The 22,165-nt window shown below is 34.6% G+C and carries 24 protein-coding genes, 1 pseudogene and 1 other annotated feature; of the genes and pseudogenes, 11 read left to right on the top strand and 14 right to left on the bottom strand.

Going from position 1 to position 22,165, the window contains the following annotated elements:
* Positions 1–65: 65 nt before the first annotated feature.
* Positions 66–911 carry a DUF72 domain-containing protein gene (locus MKY90_RS07435; protein WP_341090936.1) on the bottom strand — a complete coding sequence of 282 codons (846 nt, stop codon included), beginning with the start codon at positions 909–911 and terminating at the stop codon, positions 66–68.
* Between the two features lie 160 nt (positions 912–1,071).
* Here MKY90_RS07435 and MKY90_RS07430 point away from each other — a divergent pair, with 160 nt between their 5' ends.
* The 3 genes and pseudogenes from MKY90_RS07430 to MKY90_RS07420 all read left to right on the top strand — a co-directional run bounded on the left by MKY90_RS07430 (position 1,072) and on the right by MKY90_RS07420 (position 3,471).
* On the top strand, positions 1,072–2,337 hold the full coding sequence (locus MKY90_RS07430; protein ID WP_002126365.1) for an ATP-binding protein: 1,266 nt from the start codon (positions 1,072–1,074) through the stop codon (positions 2,335–2,337).
* A 27-nt stretch (positions 2,338–2,364) separates the two neighbouring features.
* A pseudogene (locus MKY90_RS07425) lies at positions 2,365–2,823 on the top strand (Gly-Xaa-Xaa repeat protein); the annotation flags it as partial.
* Positions 2,824–3,042: 219 nt separating this feature from the next.
* Positions 3,043–3,471, top strand: coding sequence for a hypothetical protein (locus MKY90_RS07420; RefSeq protein ID WP_002168802.1), 429 nt, complete (start codon positions 3,043–3,045; stop codon positions 3,469–3,471).
* 178 nt (positions 3,472–3,649) lie between these two features.
* Here the strand turns inward: MKY90_RS07420 and MKY90_RS07415 are convergent, their stop codons facing one another.
* Positions 3,650–5,689, bottom strand: a complete 2,040-nt coding sequence (locus MKY90_RS07415; protein WP_002126359.1) for a transglycosylase domain-containing protein — start codon at positions 5,687–5,689, stop codon at positions 3,650–3,652.
* A 311-nt stretch (positions 5,690–6,000) separates the two neighbouring features.
* On the opposite strand from MKY90_RS07415, the gene MKY90_RS07410 reads away from it, so the two are divergent.
* From MKY90_RS07410 to MKY90_RS07400, 3 genes are all read left to right on the top strand, one after another.
* On the top strand, positions 6,001–6,621 hold the full coding sequence (locus MKY90_RS07410) for a DUF47 domain-containing protein (protein WP_000231445.1): 621 nt from the start codon (positions 6,001–6,003) through the stop codon (positions 6,619–6,621).
* Between the two features lie 11 nt (positions 6,622–6,632).
* Complete coding sequence (locus MKY90_RS07405) at positions 6,633–7,631, top strand: inorganic phosphate transporter (RefSeq protein ID WP_002126356.1); 999 nt, start codon at positions 6,633–6,635, stop codon at positions 7,629–7,631.
* A 117-nt stretch (positions 7,632–7,748) separates the two neighbouring features.
* Positions 7,749–8,549 carry a sulfite exporter TauE/SafE family protein gene (locus MKY90_RS07400; protein ID WP_341090931.1) on the top strand — a complete coding sequence of 267 codons (801 nt, stop codon included), beginning with the start codon at positions 7,749–7,751 and terminating at the stop codon, positions 8,547–8,549.
* 277 nt (positions 8,550–8,826) lie between these two features.
* Here the strand turns inward: MKY90_RS07400 and MKY90_RS07395 are convergent, their stop codons facing one another.
* Positions 8,827–9,054 (bottom strand): hypothetical protein, encoded by a 228-nt coding sequence (locus tag MKY90_RS07395; protein WP_000883004.1) that lies wholly within the window; start codon positions 9,052–9,054, stop codon positions 8,827–8,829.
* 170 nt (positions 9,055–9,224) lie between these two features.
* Between MKY90_RS07395 and MKY90_RS07390 the strand changes: the two genes are divergently transcribed.
* Positions 9,225–9,737, top strand: a complete 513-nt coding sequence (locus MKY90_RS07390) for a Crp/Fnr family transcriptional regulator (RefSeq protein ID WP_002086692.1) — start codon at positions 9,225–9,227, stop codon at positions 9,735–9,737.
* A 29-nt stretch (positions 9,738–9,766) separates the two neighbouring features.
* On the opposite strand, the gene hmpA is transcribed toward MKY90_RS07390, so the two are convergent.
* From hmpA to MKY90_RS07375, 3 genes are all read right to left on the bottom strand, one after another.
* The gene (gene hmpA / locus MKY90_RS07385; protein ID WP_002126349.1) at positions 9,767–10,975 is read right to left on the bottom strand and encodes an NO-inducible flavohemoprotein; all 1,209 of its coding nucleotides are present in this window, start codon (positions 10,973–10,975) and stop codon (positions 9,767–9,769) included.
* Positions 10,976–11,198: 223 nt separating this feature from the next.
* Positions 11,199–11,717: a hypothetical protein gene (locus MKY90_RS07380; RefSeq protein WP_215552680.1), complete on the bottom strand. Its 519-nt coding sequence runs from the start codon at positions 11,715–11,717 to the stop codon at positions 11,199–11,201.
* 114 nt (positions 11,718–11,831) lie between these two features.
* Positions 11,832–12,929: a site-2 protease family protein gene (locus MKY90_RS07375; RefSeq protein WP_002126346.1), complete on the bottom strand. Its 1,098-nt coding sequence runs from the start codon at positions 12,927–12,929 to the stop codon at positions 11,832–11,834.
* A gap of 152 nt (positions 12,930–13,081) precedes the next feature.
* Between MKY90_RS07375 and MKY90_RS07370 the strand changes: the two genes are divergently transcribed.
* Positions 13,082–13,279 (top strand): hypothetical protein, encoded by a 198-nt coding sequence (locus MKY90_RS07370; RefSeq protein WP_000776287.1) that lies wholly within the window; start codon positions 13,082–13,084, stop codon positions 13,277–13,279.
* A 183-nt stretch (positions 13,280–13,462) separates the two neighbouring features.
* On the opposite strand, the gene MKY90_RS07365 is transcribed toward MKY90_RS07370, so the two are convergent.
* On the bottom strand, positions 13,463–14,314 hold the full coding sequence (locus MKY90_RS07365) for a hypothetical protein (RefSeq protein WP_078177938.1): 852 nt from the start codon (positions 14,312–14,314) through the stop codon (positions 13,463–13,465).
* 108 nt (positions 14,315–14,422) lie between these two features.
* On the opposite strand from MKY90_RS07365, the gene MKY90_RS07360 reads away from it, so the two are divergent.
* Positions 14,423–15,199, top strand: a complete 777-nt coding sequence (locus tag MKY90_RS07360; protein ID WP_215598917.1) for a class I SAM-dependent methyltransferase — start codon at positions 14,423–14,425, stop codon at positions 15,197–15,199.
* A 39-nt stretch (positions 15,200–15,238) separates the two neighbouring features.
* On the opposite strand, the gene MKY90_RS07355 is transcribed toward MKY90_RS07360, so the two are convergent.
* On the bottom strand, positions 15,239–15,448 hold the full coding sequence (locus MKY90_RS07355; RefSeq protein ID WP_000880630.1) for a hypothetical protein: 210 nt from the start codon (positions 15,446–15,448) through the stop codon (positions 15,239–15,241).
* A 262-nt stretch (positions 15,449–15,710) separates the two neighbouring features.
* Positions 15,711–15,969 (top strand) — a binding site (T-box leader).
* A gap of 59 nt (positions 15,970–16,028) precedes the next feature.
* Between MKY90_RS07355 and brnQ3 the strand changes: the two genes are divergently transcribed.
* Positions 16,029–17,384, top strand: coding sequence for a branched-chain amino acid transport system II carrier protein BrnQ3 (brnQ3, locus tag MKY90_RS07350; RefSeq protein WP_098167337.1), 1,356 nt, complete (start codon positions 16,029–16,031; stop codon positions 17,382–17,384).
* A 24-nt stretch (positions 17,385–17,408) separates the two neighbouring features.
* On the opposite strand, the gene MKY90_RS07345 is transcribed toward brnQ3, so the two are convergent.
* The 6 genes from MKY90_RS07345 to MKY90_RS07320 form a co-directional block, all read right to left on the bottom strand.
* Positions 17,409–17,765, bottom strand: coding sequence for a DUF3992 domain-containing protein (locus MKY90_RS07345; RefSeq protein ID WP_141506891.1), 357 nt, complete (start codon positions 17,763–17,765; stop codon positions 17,409–17,411).
* A gap of 10 nt (positions 17,766–17,775) precedes the next feature.
* Positions 17,776–18,408: a response regulator gene (locus MKY90_RS07340; RefSeq protein WP_000598709.1), complete on the bottom strand. Its 633-nt coding sequence runs from the start codon at positions 18,406–18,408 to the stop codon at positions 17,776–17,778.
* Positions 18,405–19,460, bottom strand: coding sequence for a sensor histidine kinase (locus MKY90_RS07335; RefSeq protein WP_002011673.1), 1,056 nt, complete (start codon positions 19,458–19,460; stop codon positions 18,405–18,407). The genes MKY90_RS07340 and MKY90_RS07335 overlap by 4 nt, the downstream gene beginning before the upstream one ends.
* Complete coding sequence (gene liaF, locus MKY90_RS07330; RefSeq protein WP_002126337.1) at positions 19,460–20,200, bottom strand: cell wall-active antibiotics response protein LiaF; 741 nt, start codon at positions 20,198–20,200, stop codon at positions 19,460–19,462. The genes MKY90_RS07335 and liaF overlap by 1 nt, the downstream gene beginning before the upstream one ends.
* 106 nt (positions 20,201–20,306) lie before the next feature.
* Positions 20,307–20,969, bottom strand: coding sequence for a PspA/IM30 family protein (locus MKY90_RS07325; RefSeq protein WP_002011675.1), 663 nt, complete (start codon positions 20,967–20,969; stop codon positions 20,307–20,309).
* 44 nt (positions 20,970–21,013) lie between these two features.
* Entirely contained in the window at positions 21,014–21,370 is a 357-nt protein-coding gene (locus MKY90_RS07320) for a lmo0954 family membrane protein (protein ID WP_002011676.1), read from the bottom strand.
* 310 nt (positions 21,371–21,680) lie between these two features.
* Between MKY90_RS07320 and MKY90_RS07315 the strand changes: the two genes are divergently transcribed.
* Positions 21,681–22,103 (top strand): GNAT family N-acetyltransferase, encoded by a 423-nt coding sequence (locus MKY90_RS07315; RefSeq protein WP_341090925.1) that lies wholly within the window; start codon positions 21,681–21,683, stop codon positions 22,101–22,103.
* Positions 22,104–22,165: the final 62 nt, after the last annotated feature.

The following is a 22,165-nucleotide window of genomic DNA, read 5'->3' as shown; positions in this document are numbered from 1 at the left end:
CTCTTTTTCATATAGAAAGGCACTGTACATTCCCCCTGTTTGTACAGTGCCTTTCTTGTTTATCATCATTCAAACAAATTTAATTGCTCAGGCTTCGGCTCACCATATGTAATGTTCATCATTTTCATAAGCTGTTTCGCATTATCCGCTGCATCTCCGCCCGAATTATTATTAAACAATACAAATATATCCTTCGTCTTCTTTTTCAATCGCTCTAATCGTTCTACCCATTCCGCCAATTCTTTACTATTATAACGATACAAACAGCGAACCGCTCTCCAATTTTCTCCTTTATCCAGCCAACCATGAACATTTCGGCCATGGAAACGTATTAACGCCATGTCCGAGTTTGTTGCCTCTAATATAAGCGGTACTGATCCTATTCCAGCCTGAGGCTCATCGCAAATTGTATGAATCCAGTTTTCTTTTTCTAAAAACTGTAACGTCTTATCTCTCATTTCTGGATAAAACCATGTTTGATTTCGAAATTCTATTGCACATGGTAAATCTTCCATTTTTTCTTTCGTGTATCGAAGTAAATCTACATTTTTCACTTTACAATCAAACCATGGTGGATATTGAAATAAAATCATTTTTAATTTATTTGCTTCTATTAAAGGAAGAATGGATTGTTTATACACATCAAACATCTCATCGAACGTAGAAAAAGGGATTTCCCCTTTCATATGTCCTGTCATTCCTTGATAGGCTTTTACTATAAAAGAAAAATCTTTCGGCTTTTCCATCGCCCATTTTGTATAATTCCGCGCAGGTTGTATCGCATAAAATGAACTATCTACTTCCACAATGGGAAAATGTTCACTATAAGTTCGCAATTTATTTCTATTTTCATAGGGATTTATATATAAAGAATCATGATCTCCCCACCCTGTCACTCCAATGAAAAGCAAATATATCCCTCCCTTTTTAACTTCACCTTCTATCCATTCTACTCACTTCCCGGACATTTCAGCTAATCAATTTCATTAAGTAGCCCCTTCTTTAAGAGTATCCGTATAAAAATATGATATACTAAATGGAAGAATTTTTAAATTGAGGGGTTATTTATTTATGCTTCCAAACGATGATATTGTATCTCATGAAAAACGAATAGAAGAACTAGAAAATAAAGTGCGGTTATATGAAGAGCTTGTGAATCAATTACCACATCATTTCACATACAAGAATCCACATATTGGTTTACAAATAAAGAAAACGAGAACGACTCATTCCATTCAAAACATACAAAAAGAGAATAAAAAGGCTGATTTTCAACTTACTTGCGATTCATTATTTTTATTTGAACAACTTGAAACATACTTTGTTCATATTTTTGATGCTTTTTCACATCATGTCACCTTTGTTGATAGTAAAGGAAATATAACTTTATGTAATCAAGCTGCAGCAGATGATTTTGGTGTAGTACGAAATGATATAATTGGAAAGCCAATTCAACAATTACTAAACTTGCCAGAAGAACAAATTAAAGCGATTGAAACATTAAGAACAGGAACAGAAATATATAATGAAGAAGTGTTAGACAAAAACTATGGTATTTTAAACAATCGAATTATTCGGGATTATAACGGAGAGATTTTTAGAGTTATTAGTGTCTTCCATTATTTAAACACAGAACGTGATGCAGAAAAATTTTCATTAGCAGGACGAATCGCAGCTGGGATTGCTCATGAAGTACGAAATCCCCTTACAACGGTACGTGGATACTTGCAATTTCTACAAGATAACGTTTCTCCATCCAATAAAGAATTGTTTAAAAGTCTACTCATTCCTGAACTAGATCGTGCAAATAGTATTATCACAAAATTTTTAGCCATTTCAAAAACACGTGAATTTACTAGAGAACCTTTTCCCATCAATACGTTTTTACGCGAATATATTCAACAACTACTTGCTAGTGAAGTTTTTTTACACAACATTTCTATTGACTATGAATTTTCTACGGAATTAGATGGTGTACTTGTCAATATCGATCGTCATGAACTTGTGCAAGTTTTTTTAAATTTATTTCAAAATGCTATCGATGCTCGAGGCGAAAGACCTCTTTCCATTCAAATCTCTAGTTATCGCCTAGATAACTTTGTTCGGATTACTTTCACAGATAACGGAACTGGGGTTCCTCCAGCTATTCAAGAATATATCTTTGATCCATTCTTCTCAACAAAAGATTCAGGAACAGGACTGGGCTTGTCAGTAACGAAGAAAATTATTCAAAATCATAACGGTACATTAAAAATGTCTAGTAATCAAAACGGTACAACTTTCACTATTTCTATTCCAATTTTACCTAAAGCGAACTATGAACGAATTAATCATTAGGTCCGGCTGGTGCTACTGGCGCTCAAGGGTGCTCAAGGTACTCAAGGTCCTGCTGGTACTACTGGCGCTACTGGACCGTCGGGCACACCACTCCCTGTAACTATAGCAGCAATAGGAAATTCTAATCCACAAACTATATCACCTGGAACGAATATCCAATTTAATCAAGTTTTCGAACTAAATAATCTCATTTTTAATGACACTTCAGATACTTTAACTATTTTAGAAACAGGAGTATACGATATTAGTTTCTCAGCATCTACAACCTTCCCGGGTTCTTCACCATTTGGATTCGGTATTTCATTCAACGGTCAACCACCTACTCGTAATTTTTCAACTAACGTTATCGGTAGTGCGGTTTCTTTCTCCACAATTGTTACTTTAACAGTTGGTACAACAATCTCTGTACAACCTACAGTAAATACTATTTCCATCCCTAACACTGGTGACACAACAGCTACACTATCAGTCTTCCGAATTTACTAATTTTAGTTTTCATTTTATTTTTGAACGACCAAGAATGTTTGATTTATAGTAATTTGTATTATTTTGATTGTATGTTAAATCTTTCTTTTAATAAAAAGGAGCACTTATTTTGGAGGATAAGTGCTCCTTCTTTACGTTTCTTTACTTCAAATTTACTCTAGCTTAATCCTCTTTTTGTATGATGAATAGTGAAGACAAAGACATGAAAGAGGGATGACAATGCGAATTATATCACTGACACGTTTTTGGTTTGTTCTTATGGTATGCATAATTTTATGTATAGGGTTTCTTTTAACTCTAAACTATTCAAATGTTTCAAAAGCAGAAAGAAAAACAATTCCATACGAACTTCTGTATACAAAACAAAACAACATCCCGTATTCCTCTTCCACACAAAATGAAAAAAAAGTTATAAAAGGAATGCTTATTACAGAAGCTTCTAGTTATGAAAACCTACTTCAAATCGCTGAAACGATTAAAGATCAATATAAAAATAAAGACGTTGATGAAATAACACTCTCTATCCATAATGAGAATACTGGAAATTTCGAAGAAGAATTGCCATATGAACCTATTAGTAAAGGAATAATAACCGTCACGTATGATTCTCAATCCTTCGGTAGGACCAATGTTACGCTAAATAAATAAACTGAAGCTTTAATCCGTGGCGCTTTTCCCATCCCCACGGATTATTAAGTTAAACCCATCAAATTTTTATAGGCAGCTCGATTCTCACCTAACTTCTTTTCTGTTGCCACATTTTGAACCGAGATAAAACCGCTCATTTCTCATAAAAAAGAGGCGAACTCGTTATTCGCCTCTTTTTTTACCAAAATGGAATCCACTCTTTCACTTTATCTATCCATTCATTTTGCTGTTCTTTTCTTTGTTGTTCCTCTTCTTTTCGTTTTTTCTCTTCTTCTTTCCTTCGTTTTTCTTCCTCAATCGTTTTTAATTGTTTTGTATAATCCGCCTCAGGTATTAGCGATAACTGAAATGCCTTTTGAGTTGGATTTCCATTCGCTTTCTTCATAATATCCCGGAACATTGTCGTTGTAATTTGGCTGCCTCCTGGCACATAATGCTCACTATCCGTTTTATCATACCCTACCCAAATCGCACCTACTAAATCCGGTGTGTATCCAACAAACCACGAATCCTTCGCACCAGTGCTTGGTCCATTTACAAGCTGGGTAGTCCCTGTCTTGCCTGCGGTATCGATATTATTAACTTTCGCTTTTTCACCTGTTCCCCTTTCAATAACACCTTTTAATAAGTATGTCATCTTTTGGGCAACTTTCTCGTTCGTCACACGAGTTTCTTTCTTATACCATTTTCCAATTGTTTTCCCTTCAGCATTTTGGATTTCTCTAATGGCATGAGCTTCTACTTGGACACCATCATTTGCAAGTGCGCTATACGCTTGAGCCATTACAAATGGTGAAGTCCCTACATGCATACCTCCTAAAGCAATCGGATACGTATGGTCTTCAGGCTCTAATGGAATACCAAACCGCTCTAAAGATTTCAATCCTTTATCTAATCCAATTTTCTCTAATAGCCAAACTGCTGAAACATTATATGACTTTGCCACCGCTTCATACATCGTCACATTACCATGGAACGTATGATCACTATTTTGTGGTGCATATTCTTTAATATTAAACGGTTCATCTTTTAAGACATCGTATACTTCATATCCTTGTTCTAACGCTGGTACATACACTGCAAGAGGCTTTAACGTTGAACCTGGCTGTCTTTTTAATTGTGTTGCATGATTAAACTGTAAAAATTGATAAGGACCTCTGCCTCCAACTAAAGCCGGAACACCGCCAGTTTTTGGATTCATAAGGACCACTCCAGTTTGCATAAGCTGATCTGAGCCACTATCTTTAAAATAACTATCATTATTCACAACATCTTCAACCGCTTGTTGTTTTTTCGAGTCAAGTTCCGTATAAATACGATAGCCACCTGCTAAAATTTCATTTTGTGTTAATTCATACTTGTCCATCGCTTCTCTAACAATATAATCTACGTATTGAGAATATTTCCCCTTATATTTATCGTCAACACCACGTCGTAATACAAGACCTGATTCTTTCTCCTGATTATATTGTTCTTCAGAAATATATCCTTGCTCCTTCATTAAACCTAATACGACATTACGTCTTTCAATTGATTTATTAAAGTTTTTATACGGCGAATACGCAGATGGCGCTTTAATTAATCCTGCAATCGTTGCAGCTTCTGAAATCGTTAAGTCTTTTACTTCTTTATCAAAATAAGATTTAGCTGCTCTTTTTATCCCCCAAGCACCTTCACCAAAATAAATTTGATTCATATACATTTCAACAATTTCATCTTTCGTATAAGTACGTTCTATTTTTTTCGTTAGAAAGTATTCCTTTATTTTACGCGAGAATGTACGGTCTTGCGTTAAAAATACATTTTTCGCAAGTTGTTGTGTAATTGTACTACCACCTGCCACAACTTCACCGGCTGTAATGTTCTTAAATACAGCACTTATAATTCCACTATAGTAAATACCATGATGACTAAAAAATTCCTTATCTTCTACTGCAACAATTGCTTGAACCATAATATCAGGAATATCTTTCCTTTTGACCCCTTCTGTTTTAGAAGAAGCTAATTTAGTCGCAACTTCATTATTTGCATCATAAATTAAAGTCGGTTGTGGAACAGCTTGTTTTAATTCAGATATATCTTGAATGGAAATTATTATATTTACAACAATAAATAGAGTAGCAAGTAAACTTCCCAATACAATTAATGAATTGCGTAGTTTCTTCCTCTTATTGAACCACTCAAGCGTTTTTTTAAAGTGAGTGTTCTTCAATTTCATTGGTTCACTTCCTTCATTTGTTTACACTCTTTTTTTTAAAAGGAAGAATATACCTCCTTTTAAATTTATTATAATAACGTAGTCGTTCCTATAGTGTAAAGCTTTTCTTTCACATTCATACTTTTTGCAAGAAAAGGACATTCTACAAGTAAGATATTCATTGTTGAGTATTAATATTATTAATACAACAATGAGAGTTTTGTTAAGTTTTTGTAAACTTTTCGATAAAATGTTTTAAAAAACGACAGTTTTTTGTTAGAATTGATTAGCCAATATATTTTACATATATTACTTTTGTGGGGGTAACAATAATGGTCTTTAAATCAAAAAAAGATAAATTTTCTGAAATGCTTATGAACGTTTCCGAAAATTTAAAAGAAGGCGCGCAGTTTTTCGTGGAGTATAAAATTAAAAATGCTAGCGATTTAAAAGAGTTTTCTATGCGCATGAAAGAGTATGAGTCAAAAGGTGACTCATTCATTCACGAAATCATTATGGAGCTAAACAAAGCGTTTATTACTCCTATTGAACGTGAAGACATCCTACAACTTGCAATGAGTATGGATGATGTATTAGACGGATTAGATCACAGTGCTGGTCTATTCGAAATGTATTCTATTACAGAAGCTGATGAATACATGATTAAATTCGTTGAAGCAATTAATCAATGTGCGATTGAGATTGCAAATTCTGTTGAACTACTTTCTAAAAAGAAATTAGTCGATATTCGTACAAATGCGATCAAGATTAAGGATTACGAGTCACAATGTGATGATATTCGCCGTCATGCGATTAAGCACTTATTCTCTCGTGAGAAAGATCCGATTAAGATTATTCAATTTAAAGAGATTTACGAAGAGCTTGAAGAAGTAGCTGATAGCTGTCAAAGCGTTGCAAACGTATTAGAAACAATCATTATGAAGAACGCGTAAGGAGTTTGATCATGGATACACTCTTGATACTGACCGTTTTAGTAGTCATTTGCGCTTTAGCTTTTGACTTTATCAATGGATTTCACGATACAGCAAACGCTATTGCAACGGCTGTTTCAACGAAAGCTCTAAAGCCTAGACATGCAATTGTTATGGCAGCTATTATGAACTTTTTAGGTGCGATGACATTTACAGGTGTAGCAAAAACGATTACAAAAGATATTGTTGACCCGTTTGCTTTGCAAAATGGTTCTCTTGTAATTTTAGCTGCTTTGCTTGCGGCAATAGTCTGGAATTTGATCACTTGGTACTATGGCATTCCAAGTAGTTCTTCGCATGCAATCATTGGCGCAATCGCTGGTGCAGCAATTGCTGCTGCTGGTATTAGCTCATTAAACTATAAAGGGTTTATAAAAATTCTTGAAGCTTTAATCATTTCACCGATCATCGCTTTTGTTATTGGTTACATCGTATATAGTATTTTTAAAGTGGTATTTAAAAACTTTAACTTAACGAAAACGAACAAGAACTTCCGTATATTCCAGATTTTCACCGCTGCATTGCAAGCTTATACGCACGGTACGAATGATGCACAAAAAGCAATGGGAATCATTACGATGGCTCTTATGGCCAATAACTATCATACTTCTGGCGATATCCCTTTCTGGGTACAATTATCTTGTGCAATCGCAATGGGTCTTGGTACTTCTGTCGGTGGTTGGAAAATTATTAAAACTGTCGGTGGACAAATTATGAAAATTCGTCCTGTAAATGGTGTAGCTGCCGATTTATCATCATCACTTGTTATTTTCGGCGCAACATTTATTCACTTACCGGTTAGTACGACGCACGTTATCTCTTCTTCTATTTTAGGAGTTGGTGCTTCACATCGCGTGAAAGGTGTAAAATGGGGAACTGCAAAACGCATGTTAATTACATGGGTTATTACACTTCCTATTTCAGCTTCTTTAGCTGCATTATTTTACTACTTATTACACTTAATCTTTTAATCAAAAGTCGTCTTCCTTATTTTTCTAGGAAGACGACTTTTTTGTGAACAAGCCTATTTCTTATTAAAAAGCGTGTATAATGATTGATGGATAAGTTATATAGAGGAGTTGGCAATTTTGGAATACATCATGTTACTTTTCATCGGATTAATCGCCGGGACAGTCGGGAGCCTAGTCGGACTTGGGGGCGGAATTATTATCGTTCCGTTATTAATTGGATTACACAGTTTATCACCACAACTCGCAGTAGGAACTTCTATGGTAACAGTCGTTTTTACAGGGCTGGCTTCTACCCTTACTTATATGAAACATAAACGGGTAGATTATAAAAGTGGACTTATTTTATTTATCGGGAGTGGCCCTGGTGGTATTATCGGATCATGGGCAAACAAATTTTTAAACCAAGATACATTTTCTTTATACTTTGGGATTTTTCTTATATTCGTCTCCATTCTTCTTATACTACGAGACAAATTGAAACCTTTTTCCCTATCAAATATGACTGTAATTAAGCGATCTTTTACAGATAACGAAGGAAATACTGTAGACTATCAATTCCCACCATTTCTCGCTATCTTTATTGCCTTTATAGTTGGATTTATATCCGGATTATTTGGAATCGGTGGTGGTGCCTTACTTGTGCCAGCGATGATGCTCCTTTTTGCGTTCCCAGCACACATTGCTGTAGCAACTTCAATGTTTATCGTATTTCTCTCAGCAATTGTAAGTTCTTTAACTCACATCTCTCTAGGAAATGTCAGCTGGGCTTATGCATTAATTCTTATTCCTGGTGCATGGATTGGCGGAAAAATCGGGGCTTATATTAACACAAAATTAAGCGGTAATGCAATAATTAATTTATTACGTATCACATTAATTATTCTTGGAACTAGATTAATCATTACTTCATTTTTATAACGCGTTTTTTCTTATACACATGAATATAAAAAGGCTCCTAGGAGAACAAATAAAACTAAACAAACACTTAATAGCATAAAATTTGAAATATGTAATTTCTTCAAGTTGACCACTCCTATAGCTATGACTGTTATCTTTATGATAGCGAAAAAACAGTCATCTTACAGTTACAAAGCGCTAACAATGCAAAATCATTTATTACAAATTTTATCCTTATATTTCATTTCTTTGTATAATCTATCGATTCAATAAAAAAAGATGTCATATTGACATCTTTTTAGTGAAGAAGTGACCATCCCATAAAGTCTTCATGTACTTGGCACGCCCTCTTATCGTTTCGATCATATAATTCAGCATAACTATCTGTTTCTTCATCATAAGCCATCGTATAAATAATTTGGCCGTCTATTTCAACGGATAAAACGACTCCACCTTTCATCTCTTCTACATGAATGATAGCATTCGCCGGAATTCTCATATCCGTCATCTTCATCGCATCTAACAATATACTAAACCCCCTACAGCGTATTCATTGCTAGTACTATTACACACTAAATAGTATACTACTGTAATAGCATACATTTCGTCAATGAAATTGCTGTTTAAAAAGCATATTGTCTTTATACATATACGCTAAAATATAAGAAATAGAAATGTTTTAATGGGGGGCTAACATTGATTCTACATAAGGGAGATGTATTATTCCGTCAAGGTGAGGACGGTCCATTATATTTTATAAAAACAGGTTTATTAAAAGTGATTCGGTTAGAAGAAGACGGAACACCATTTTTATTTAATATTATCGTTCCTGGTGAAACGATACCTCACCATTCTTTAATTTCACCGAAGGAATATCACGGTACAGCTATCGCTTTAATGAAAACAGAAGTCGAGCCTATAATTAGCAATGAATGGTACGACAAACTTCAGGCAAATCCTGCATCATATGAAAATATCGCTATACAATTACAATCGAAGTTAAGAATGATGCAACAGCGTATCGATCAATTGACAACTGTCTCTCCTAAAGAGCGCCTTCATCGTTTACAAGAGTGGTTCACCTTTTATTTAGGTGACATCCCTATTTATGAAATATTAACACAAACTGAAATTGGTCAGCTCATAGGTGTACGCCGCGAAACAGTAAATCGCTTACTTAGAGAACAAGCAAAAAACGAGGTAAAATAATACCTCGTTTTTCGCTTGGCAACGTTAACCTATTGTAAGCTTGCTGCGGGACCGAAAAATTCATAATGAATGTTCTCTTGTTTAACACCCAAATCAATTAATGCTGCATTTATATGTTTCATAAATGGTACTGGACCGCAGAAATAAAATTCTGCTTCAGTTGTTGGAATAATAGTTTGTAACCATTCACGTTCAATGAATCCTTCTTGATCAAAATTCTTCATTTCCACATCTTGCTCTGTCGGTGAAGAATAGCAAGTATATGCTTTAACTTGTTCATACTCTTTTTCTACTGTCTCAACATGCTCTTTCATCGCATGTGTATTACTATTTATCGCTGCATGAACAAAGCATACATTACGCTTGGATTCTTGTTCAATTAACGTATTTAACATACTCATCATCGGTGTAATACCTACTCCACCACTAATTAGTACAACAGGTAATGTTGACTCCATATTTAATACGAAATCTCCCGCTGGTGCACTTACTGGTAAGACATCCCCTTCCCCTACATGATCATGTAAGTAATTAGATACTTTACCATCTGGTGTATCTACACCTTTTTCTTTCTTTACACTAATACGATAATATTCTTTTCCTGGAGCATCAGACAAGCTATATTGACGATTATGTGTATATGTCTCACCTTTAATATTTATTTGAATCGTTACATATTGTCCTGGGATGAATGAAGAAACTTTCCCGCCATCTTCAGGTTTTAAATAAAATGATGTAATAACGTCGCTTTCCTTCACTTTTTTAACAATCACAAAGTTGCGGAAATCTTTCCACCCACCTTCTTTATGTGCAGCTTCTTCATACATACCCGCTTCAATGCTAATGAATGCATCAGCAATGACGCCATACGCTTCTCCCCATGCATTTAAAACTTCATCAGGCGCGCCTGCGACCTCTTTAATCGCTCGTAGTAAGCATGTACCTACTATTGGATAATGCTCTGCTTTAATACCTAAACTTCTATGCTTATGACCGATTTGTTTTACAACTGGAATAATAGCTTCTAAATTATCAATGTACATTGCAGCTGCATAAACAGCATTTGCTAATGCTTGTTGTTGTCTTCCTTTTTTCTGGTTCGTATGGTTGAAAATATTCAATAACTCCGGATGTTCCGAAAATAAAATTTGATAAAATCTCGTTGTAATCTCAACGCCTTTTTCTTGTAATAACGGTACTGTTGACTTTACGATTTCAATTGTTTTTGCACTTAACATTGTATCCCACTCCTCTATTTCCTTAACTGTTTTTAGTTTAACTGAATTGTATAATACATATTGTGATTTTAATCACTATTAACATGGTGTTTTTGTGAAAAATATATGAACAATGCACATATTAAATAAATTTTAAATAGTGATGTGCTCCCATCCGCTACTAATTATTAGCCCCCATTAATTGTGCTCAAAAAAAAAGCTAACTAGAATTCTAGCTAGCCTACTACTTTGTTTGTATTGCTTGTTCAATTACTCTTATATTTTGCCCATCTCCAAACTCTGTATACCCCCATATATTCGTTTCACCTTTATGTTTATTCACAAGTATATCCAAGTCATGATATACGCGATGAGCATAGATTACATACTCCATATTCTGAAGCTCCACACCTTTTTTTACAATTTCATAACTTCTATTCACATCGCGTTTTATTTTTTCATTTTTTATTTCTTTATGTATATTTTTTAAAGAGGCTTCTTGCTCTTGAAACCATCGTTTAAAATGTTTCCAATCCCCATCTGTATATCTCTCTGCCTTGCCATAATTCAAGAAATTATTATAACTTTCATGTGTCGTACGAACAAAATCGAGTGTCTTCTTCTTCTCTTGCACCTCTTCTATTTGTGCTACTGTATTTACTCCAGCAGACTTATTCGCATAATATAATAGTACTTTCATAAGACTATAGCTCGCTATTGCCATCACAGTAATAGTTACCAATACACTTAACAATTTCTTCATATACAGAACCCCTTTTCTACTATGAATATTACAATGTACTGTTACACTTGTAACATTCTCTCGTAGAAATGTAATTCCTGTTTAAATCCTCCTTTTCATTTCGACACTATTTTTCTACAAACTTCTCCTTGGTAAATGCTCTTGTAAAACAACATAACCTTCATAAGCTGTATAACCGAGTATAGCCATTAATCCGATATAACAAGCAAATACTGTCCATTTCGTTTTCGTATCGACTTTATAATAATTTTCTTGTTGTTCCTTTTCTGTTTCCCATTCATTTAATTTTCTTTCTGACATTTCAAATGCTTCTCTTATATGAATTGTATGCATTTCTTTTTCATCTTCATATGGGACATAATCAAGTGGCTCAAATTTTGGTAAAAGGTACTCTAGCACTTCAATCTTTTGAAGTTCTCCTGTTTTTAATTCTTTTTCACGTTCTCTTTGTCTTAATACGTTCATTTCATGGTGAATCATATAAATCGTTCGATGCACCGCACCAGTTTCTTTTAATTCCTCTTCAAGCCTAGCAGCATATTCTTTCATTCCATCGATTTTATATCCTAATTCCTTAATCGGCTCATCTCTCTTTATTACTCTATATAGTTCCATACAGCCGATAATAAAAATAAATCCTCCTAAAATACTTTTGAAGTAAATAGAATAGCCGAGTAGTAAAACTAGCCCTGCTCCCCAAATTTTCGTGCTTACAACTGAAATTATTCGTCCGCCATCTAATGGAGAAACTGGAATTAAGTTAAAGAAATTAATCATACTTCCAAGTAAAATAATAAGCGCCCAAAACGGCTCTTTCGTGATTATATACAGTGGGATCGCGGGTAAAAATGAAAGCAACCCGAAAAGAGGTCCCATATATGCAATGTAAGCTTCATCTTTTGCATTTTTCGGCATCTCTTTCATCCCAATAAGAGCTCCCATAAATGGTATGAAGATTGCTGGCGATGTTGGTATCCCTTTCTTTCTCGCTGCCCATAAATGCCCCATCTCATGTACAAACAATAAATATACGAGTGCTACCCCAAACTTCCAACCATATATGACTGCGTATGCACCAAGCGATAAAAACATACTAAATACTGTTGAAAATTTTGCTAACTTAAAAATTGCAAATACCCATTTTAACTTAGATAGTAAAAATAACCCTATTGCAACGATAACTCCCCATAATCCTTTTTTATTATTTTTCATATTCCTCTCCTTTATCTCGCTTTATTGAGCCATATACACTCATCAAAACTTATTCTTTTTCTCTATTATGACATATTTTTTTCTATTGTTAGAAATAATGTTTATTCCATCCATTTTTAGCCAAAAATAAAAATAAAAGGAGGTAAATACAAATGAAATTACAATCTCTTATGATAGGCGCTCTATCGTTTTTAGCTTCAACTCTTATTTTTTATACCGTCAGCTACGTATTATTATTAGATTGGTTGCCAAATCACTTATTTATAGCCCTTATTATTCTTTCTGCTCTTATGATTTCCTTTCTAATTACACGAAAATCAATGAATGAGCCATCTGCAAAAGCAAAATAATAGAGGGGATCTTTCCCCTCTATTATCATTTCCTAGGAAAGGCCATATAGACTTTATGATTCTTACTGCCCGCTATTTACGGGCAGTAAGAATCCCACCTCAAAATTCGGCTGGAGCAAAGAATTTAGGTAGGATTCGTGCTAATAATCAGCGGGGGATGCCCCCACTGATTAAAATTTCACTTTATCTTTGTAAATTCATTTTTTCACCATACTCTTTAACAATTTGAATAATGTTTTGAAATGCTCCTACTTTTTCTTTCTTACTATTTAATATTTGTAAATCGTGATTATCATAATAGGTTTCTAGTGATTTTAATTGTGATTCTGAAGCATCTTTTATCGGAACAGTAACATTCAACTCATACTGTTTATACCCTTCCTTTACTTTTTCAGCTGAAATTATTTCACTCTCTTTTGCGCCAATTAATTTTTGGACCTTTTCCGGGAAAATTAATTGCAAATAATATTCTTGTTCCTTTGCTAACTTATTATATAGTGATTGTGAAATCGTATAACGTACTGTATAATTCATTTTTTGATCACCAGCTTTAATATGAAACGCAGTAATCTGCATGTCTTTTTTTGTTACTTCCGTTAAAGTACCTACCTGCATCTCATCTTCTTTTTGTTCTGGAATCTTTGGAAAGATAGCCAAAAGCTTTTCCGTATCTTTTTCGTTAAGCATATACATATCTTTCTTATATTGAATCCATCCTCGGCGATCTTCTCCTCTTAACCATGCATAATATGTTTCTTTTTTTCCATCACTACTAATTTGTATTTCATATTCCGGTTCACCAAAACTACCCGTTACTTCTTGTTTTTCCGCTTTGTTTATAATATCCACCACCAACTCCGCATCCATTTTCTTTAATTTTTTTTCTTCTTTACCTTTTTGCATAACAGTTACTTGTAATGGTTCTCTCATTTCATTCACTGTCTCCTCTACTTGTTCCGGTTCTTTCTTTTGCTCGGATTGACCACACGACGCGAGTAAAATAACACATAAAAACATTAAATATTTCCCTTTCAAATCGATTCTCCTTTTCCAATAAGAAATTCTTATAATCCTCATGCATAAAACAAAAACGTTACATTATATAGAATGAGCTATACTATAAACTGAAGGGAGGATTTTACAATGTCCATTAATTTTCATGATGCAAATAATAAGTATACGTATGCAAATCGTAACGCACATATTTCATGGCAGGAAACAATAAACAATATTGTAGATGTGCAAAATAAACAAGTAATTGATATAGGTTGTGGTGGCGGCATTTACACGAAAGAACTTGCTCTTATGGGAGCCAAAAGTGTTGTTGGGCTTGATTTTTCAAAAGAAATATTACAAGCTGCAAAAGAAAATTGTAATGCCTTCCCAAACATTTCATTCATTCACGGTGATGCACATAATATCTCATTCCCTAATGAAACATTCGACCTTGTCATTTCTCGTGCAGTCATTCATCATTTGCATGATATTCCCACATTTATACGAGAGGCTTCTCGTATATTAAAAAAAGACGGTCTACTTATTTTACAAGACCGGACCATTGAAGATTGTATAATCCCAGGAAGTCCTGAACACCTTCGTGGATATTTTTTCTCGGTCTTTCCAAAACTCATTGAAACAGAAGCGCAAAGAAGACCAAAAACCACTACTATACAGCAATTATTACAAACATATCCTCTTCAAGCGCTCCCCATTCAAACACAATGGGAAGTACGAAAAGTACATGATTCTGTAGAGGCTTTGCTACAAGATTTATCTCCTCGAACAGGCCGATCCATTCTATATGAACTAACAGATAATGAACTTTCTCAGCTTCTATATCATATCCAAACGGCATTACAAAACGTCTCTCCTATCATCGAAAGAGATCGTTGGACAATTTGGAGCGCGAAAAAATTGTAAGGAAGGAAGCCTCACAAAATAATGTGAGGCTTCCTTCTTTCATAATCTAATTTTGCAACACTCTTGATATCCTCCACTCCTGGCCTGTGCACTTCCACACTTCGGACATACTAAATATCTAGACTGATTTGTCAACAAACTACCTTTTTGAAAGAGTAAAACTTCTGCTTGTTTAAACGAACGCGAATAATATAACCACATAAAACCAATTATAGCAATAATGCCAAATAATACTCCCATCGCAAGCATTTCAGTCACCTCTTTTGGTTTGTTCTTTCCAGCAAGTGGATTGTTGTATTATTCTCTGCAAATTCAAACAATTCCTTCCTTACTCCTATAAATATCGATTTTCTCCATAAACTTTACAATTCTCTATAATGTTTTACAGCATTTTTACAAATAGTATTAACCCTTATATTCTCAGCTATATTTCTACAGGAAAGTGTATTTCCCAAAAAATATGTTGACTTTCTAAAAAAAACATGTAAAAATGTTGTCAGAATACTTGAATAAAAATTCATTGACGAGAACGAGTATGTTATAGAGCTGTTCCCCAGAGAGTTGGTATTTTGCTGAAAGCCAACGCTCAGTTCGTAACCGAAAATCATCTCCGAGAAGTAGAACCGAATGCTAAAGTAAGTTCTTACCGGTCGTCCCCCGTTACAAGGAACACGTATCATGTTGTACGTTGTAAAGCCGTATACATATAGATATATTTCTACATGTATAAATTAGGGTGGTATCGCGGGTAAATATAACTCGTCCCTTTCTTAAGGGACGAGTTTTTTGTGTTCTTACAATGAATTTACAAAAAAGGAGAAAAAAAACAATGAACACTGTATCAAAAAAACATGTTTTTTTCACAGGTCTTATGCTGTTTTCTTTATTTTTTGGAGCAGGAAATTTAATTTTCCCTCCAATGCTTGGACAAAATGCTGGTGAAAACTTTTGGCCAGCAATGATTGGTTTTTTACTAACAGGAGTCGGCTTACCACTACTTACTGTTATCGCTATTTCTCTATCAGGAAATGGAATGCAACAACTTGCAAGTCATGTTCACCCATTATTCGGAATATTCTTTACGGTAGTTGTATACATTGCAATCGGTCCATCTATGGGCATCCCACGTGTTGCTAATGTCGCTTATGAAATGGGAATTAGTTCTTTCTTACCAGAAACTATTCGCTCTAGCAGCCTAACGCTATTTTTATACACAGTCATCTTCTTTGCTATCGTATTTTGGCTTAGTTTAAATCCTTCTAAACTCGTCGATCGTATCGGAAGCGTATTAACACCTATTTTATTACTCTCTATTTTCTTATTATTCTTTAAGAGTGTATTTTCACCACTTGGGCAATCAGGACCAGCAATGCAAGAGTATCAAACTTCTCCAGTTTTCAAAGGTTTTATGGAAGGATACTTAACGATGGATACCATTTCAGCGCTTGCATTTGGAATTATCGTTGTAAATGCAATTCGCTCAAAAGGTGTGAATGACCGCAAATTAATTGCCATCGCAACAGCAAAAGCAGGACTTATTGCCGCTACTGGTCTCGTACTTGTATATGGTGCACTTGGCTGGCTCGGTACAACTAGTGTCTCTCTCGGATACGCAACAAACGGCGGACAGCTACTTACCGTTATCGTACAACAATTACTCGGTCCATATGGTCTAATTCTATTATCTCTTATCGTTACACTCGCTTGCTTAACAACCTGTATTGGACTTGTATCTGCATGCAGTCAATACTTCTCAACATTATTAACGAAATTTTCATACACAACGTTAGCAAGTGTCATTTGCACATTAGGATTATTAGTTGCCAACTTAGGTTTAACAAAAATTATCGCAATCTCTGTTCCTATTTTACTTGTTGTATATCCAATTGCGATTGTACTCGTATTACTATCATTACTTCATAAATATTTCGGTGGATATCGTTCTGTTTATGTAGGTGCGTTAATTGGATCTGCAATTGTGAGCGTATTTGATGGATTAAAACAAGGGAATATTCCTGTTTCATCTATCACATCTTATTTCGAGTTTATTCCATTATATAATGAAGGAATTGGCTGGTTAGTACCAGCATTAGTTGGGGCTATTATCGGTTTTGCTATCGCAAAATTAAGTGGCGCCAAAGCAGTACCATTAACGGATCATTCACCTGAATCGAAAGTATCATAAAAAAACTCCCATTTCGGGAGTTTTTTACATTTGATAAGAAGTATGATTAAAGCTACTTACTTTATAAGCCTTCGTATAGTAATCAATATTCGTATCCACTGTTTCTACTTTTACAACATCATAGCAATCTTCTTGCTTCACTAGAAATAAATAATATTCTTCTGTCGCCTCAATAATTGCAATACGATCTGTTTCAATATCATATTGTTCACAAAGTGCTTGCAACGCATTCACATAGTTACCTAATTTTTTCGTTTCATCCATTCCAAATATCGTTTGAACTAACATACACTCTCTCCCCTTTGTATGTACTGTTAACACCTTAATGATAACGCTTACATAAATAATCGTCAATAAAAAGCTTTGACCATATATAGTCAAAGCTTCCTTCTTATTTCGTCAATTGGTGTCTAAACGCATAAATAACCGCCTGTGTCCGGTCACTTACATTTAGCTTATTTAATATATTACTCACATGTGTCTTTACTGTTTTAAGGGCAATAAACAACTCATCTGCAATCTCTTGATTACTTTTCCCCTCTGCAATTAATAACAAAATTTCAGACTCTCTTTCTGTTAACTCCTCATGCAAAGGTTGTTCTTTCTTCTGACGCATACGAGACATCATTTTGCCAGTAACTTTCGGCTCTAATACCGTTTCCCCATCATAAGTAGCCCTTACAGCATCTGCAATATCACTCGCTCTTGATGTTTTTAATAAATAACTTGTCGCCCCCGCCTCAATAACAGGATATAACTTTTCATCATCTAAAAAGCTCGTGACAACTACAATTTTCGCTTCTGGCCATTCTTGAATAATAGCACGTGTCGCTTCAACCCCATCCATCTCATCCATAACAAGGTCCATTAAAATAATATCCGGTCTTAATTGCAACGCTAACTCTGAACCTTTTCTTCCATTTTCAGCTTCTCCAACTACTTCAATATCTGGCTGTGTTGATAAATATGCTGATACACCCATTCGAACCATTTCATGATCATCAACTAGTAATACTTTTATCATGATTCTCCCCCTCTCTCAATCATAATAGGTACTTTCACTTCTATTTGCGTACCTTTATTCGGAAAACTAAGAACTTTTAATGTACCACCAATTTCATGAACTCGCTCTTGCATTGACCTTAAACCGTATGAACCAGCCTTATTAACACCAACTTTAAACCCAACACCGTCATCAATAATTTTCAAAATCGCATATTGATCAATTTTCCGAAGGCGTACTTCGGTTTTCTTTGCCTTCGCATGCCGTAAAGTATTAGACAGCGCCTCTTGTACAATACGGAATAAATGATCCTCTACACCTTTTTTTAATTGAATCGGTTCAATTAACCATTCAATTTTCATATGTTGCTTTCTAGACAGTTCTGTTAATAATTCTTCTATACCCTCTGTTAGTTTCTTACCTTCTAACTGCACTGGGCGTAAATGAAGGAGCAACGCTCTCATTTCTGATTGTGCATTTACAACCATATTCTCAACAAGCTGCAACTGTTTTTTCGTCGTGTCTGGAATTTCAGCTGCTTGCTCATTAATGGCTGACATCATCATCGACATTGCAAAAAGCTGCTGACTTACAGAATCGTGCAGCTCTCTCGCTAATCGATGCCTTTCTTGAGAAATCGCTTCTTGTCTCATCTCTTCATTCCAATGGGCTCGTTCATTCGTTACTTTTTGAAATAGCCCAGCTTGCTCCTCTAAGCGACGAGCAAGACCAATTACTTTTCGTTCCACTTCATGAAATTCATCGTCCGCAGTAAATGAAACATCACTCGGAAAATTCCCTCGCTCTACTTCAAATAGAAAAGTATTTAATCCTTGTATACGCTGTTCTATATAATAACCGATTGCATATCCTACAATTCCTCCGATAAGAAGACTCGTACTCATAATAAACAAGCCAATTGGAACAGAAGCAATGGATTCTTTCCAGAGTAAATCATAAACTTGTTGCTCGCTTTTCCATACATATACAATTGTACAAATAAGTGCGATACTCACAGAGGACAACATAGAATAACGAATATACATCCACGAAATATTCCTTTGTTTTTTCATTATACTTTCCTCACTTCCGTATCGCCTACGACAAGCGAAGAAATAATTTTAATACGACGAGGGGCTTCTTTATACTGTTCTGTTCTAAACGTAACATTACGGTTAAATCCAGTTTCTTCGTGTCCTGGCAGGAGCACTCGCCCAACAATAACAGAATGATTTAAAGACAATTCAATATCATATGGTACATATAAGCGAATATTACCAATGACGCCCCGAATCACAATAACTGTTTCTCCCTCTGGAATCATAGCAGTTGTTAAATCAATCTCGACGTCACAAGCACCATATTGGACGTTAATATCCTCTATTTCATAAATATGATCCATCATTCGTACATTACCTACAAACATATTTTTTATATACGGTTCTGTACGATATATTTGTTTTTCTTCATTTATATATCCTTTTTCTTTAATTTCAACTTTCATTGCTTTTTGCCGATGTCCTTGTTGAATAAGTTGATAACCAATTAAAGCTAAACAAGCAAACACAACAAGTACGAATGCCGCTGATGAAAATAAGAAGAATAAGAAGACAATACCACCGACAAATAAAAATACATTCCCTCTTACATAACGGTTCTTCTTTCGATAATGTCTTCCAAACATAATCATAATAAATGCAAATATTAGACCACCTGGTTCAAAATGTCCAAGTATCATATCAAGAAAAAGACCGAATCCAAATATGATGAGGAGCATCCCCATAAATTGTGTTTTTGAAAATTGCTTCTTCATTTCAGCTCCCCCCTCCTTGTCACATATACATAGAAGAAAAGGCATTGCTTTCCAACACCTTTTCTCCTATCACTATATCATAAGCCTGTTTTATTATATACTACAATTATTTTGTTACTTCTTTCGTTAACGATACTTCATTTTTCTCTTTCATTTCACTCTCTAGTTTTGCAATTTTCATATCAAATGTATCACGCTCATGCTCTTCATTTATACGAAGCTCTATGTCACGAATGTGATCTTCAATTTCTTCGAATCGTAAGAACGGATTATTTTCATCCATTTTATGCATAGCAGTATTCATACGGCGGTTTGCATGCGCCATATTTTCACGTGCCATTAATTCCATACGCTTTGCGTTCATTTCTTTTAATTTATTTTTCATTTCTGAAAGACGACGCTCTAACTCATCAATTTGCTCTACAACACCAGCATACATTTCTTCTAAGCGAGTTACTTGCCCTTCATAATACGCTACTTCTTCTAATGCACGTTCATGCAATTGCAATTCGCCTGCTTCTTGTGCGATGATAGCTTGCTTTGATCTTTTATTAACGAAATAACGTGCTTGCTCAAGCTCACGAGCGAAGTTAGATTTTAATGTTTTATGACGCTGAATTAACTTCTCAATTTTTGTTATTTCACGCTCACTATCGCGTAAATATTGGTTTAACATAGCAATTGGATTTTTTCTTTCTTTCTCATCTAACACATTATGAAAATCAGCTAAAATTGCATCGCGTACACGTCCGAATAAAGATTGTTTCATTATAATCTTCCTCTCTTCTACTTTATAATTTGATTTATTTTATATTAGTTTTTCATTAACTTGTTCCACTCATCTTCAAAGTTGCTATATGGTTTAGCACTTTCTGGAGCAGAATCAACAACTACATTTTTTCCTTTTTTCCACTCACGGTATCCGTAGTATAAAACTACTAATGCTGCGATACCGATTAATGCTGGGGAATGAGAAAGTGCAATGGACAAACCGATTAAACCAACAATACCCCAAGCTAACTTTCCAAAGAATGATTTAGCTCGCACAAATGATTTATAGCTCCAGTACACAACTCCTGCTCCAATGGCGAATCCTACAATACCAGCAAGACTACCAAGAGCAATTAAAGCCAAAATACCGGCTGCGATAAACGCTAGAAATTGTTTCATCTTGTGCTTGCCTCCCTTCGATTTGATACTCTTATCTTAACTATTTTTTCATTTTTTCATAACGAGCTTAAGAACTGTTTTCGACTCAGACTTAAGACTGAGTTGCATTCAGCCTTTTGCAAAACGAACATGGATGCGATGCGTATAGATACAGAAAAATTCTTATTCAATAACGGATGAAAATCTCAACTTGCGCGTCCAAAAAATTAGCAATACATACAAACGTTTATTAAATTACATTAAATATATTATTAAGAAAATTACGTTAAAATAAATCAAAAGGCTACATTTAAATTAAAGGGGATATATCATGAATTTACACATTACGAAAGAAATCAATACCGCCGCTAAAAACTATATAAACAATCAGCTTTATGAATATAATTTAAAGCACTTTCCATCTGATTTAAGAGACAGATACTTAGAGATTCATTTATTTCTTAAAGATGAAAATGGTAAAATATGCGGGGGAATATTAGGTGAAGTCTGTTGGAATTGGTTAGAGATTCACTCTTTTATCATCGATGAAGATATACGTGCATCAGGGTATGGAACTAAACTGTTATTAGAAGTAGAAAAAATCGCTTTAGAAAGAAATTGTGATTTTATAAAAGTTAACACTTTAAGCTTTCAAGCATTAGATTTCTATAAAAAATATGGTTATAAAGAGTATGGTATCCTCGATAACGTAGGAAGAGATTATAAACACTACTATTTGAAAAAGGATTTATAAATAATAAAAAACGCTCAGAGAATGTTCTCCGAGCGTTTTCAACTGCTAATAATAAATGTCTC

Source organism: Bacillus sp. FSL P2-0099, from assembly GCF_038007445.1.
Classification (GTDB): Bacteria; Bacillota; Bacilli; order Bacillales; family Bacillaceae_G; genus Bacillus_A; species Bacillus_A mycoides.
This window is presented reverse-complemented; position numbering and strand designations above follow the sequence as displayed.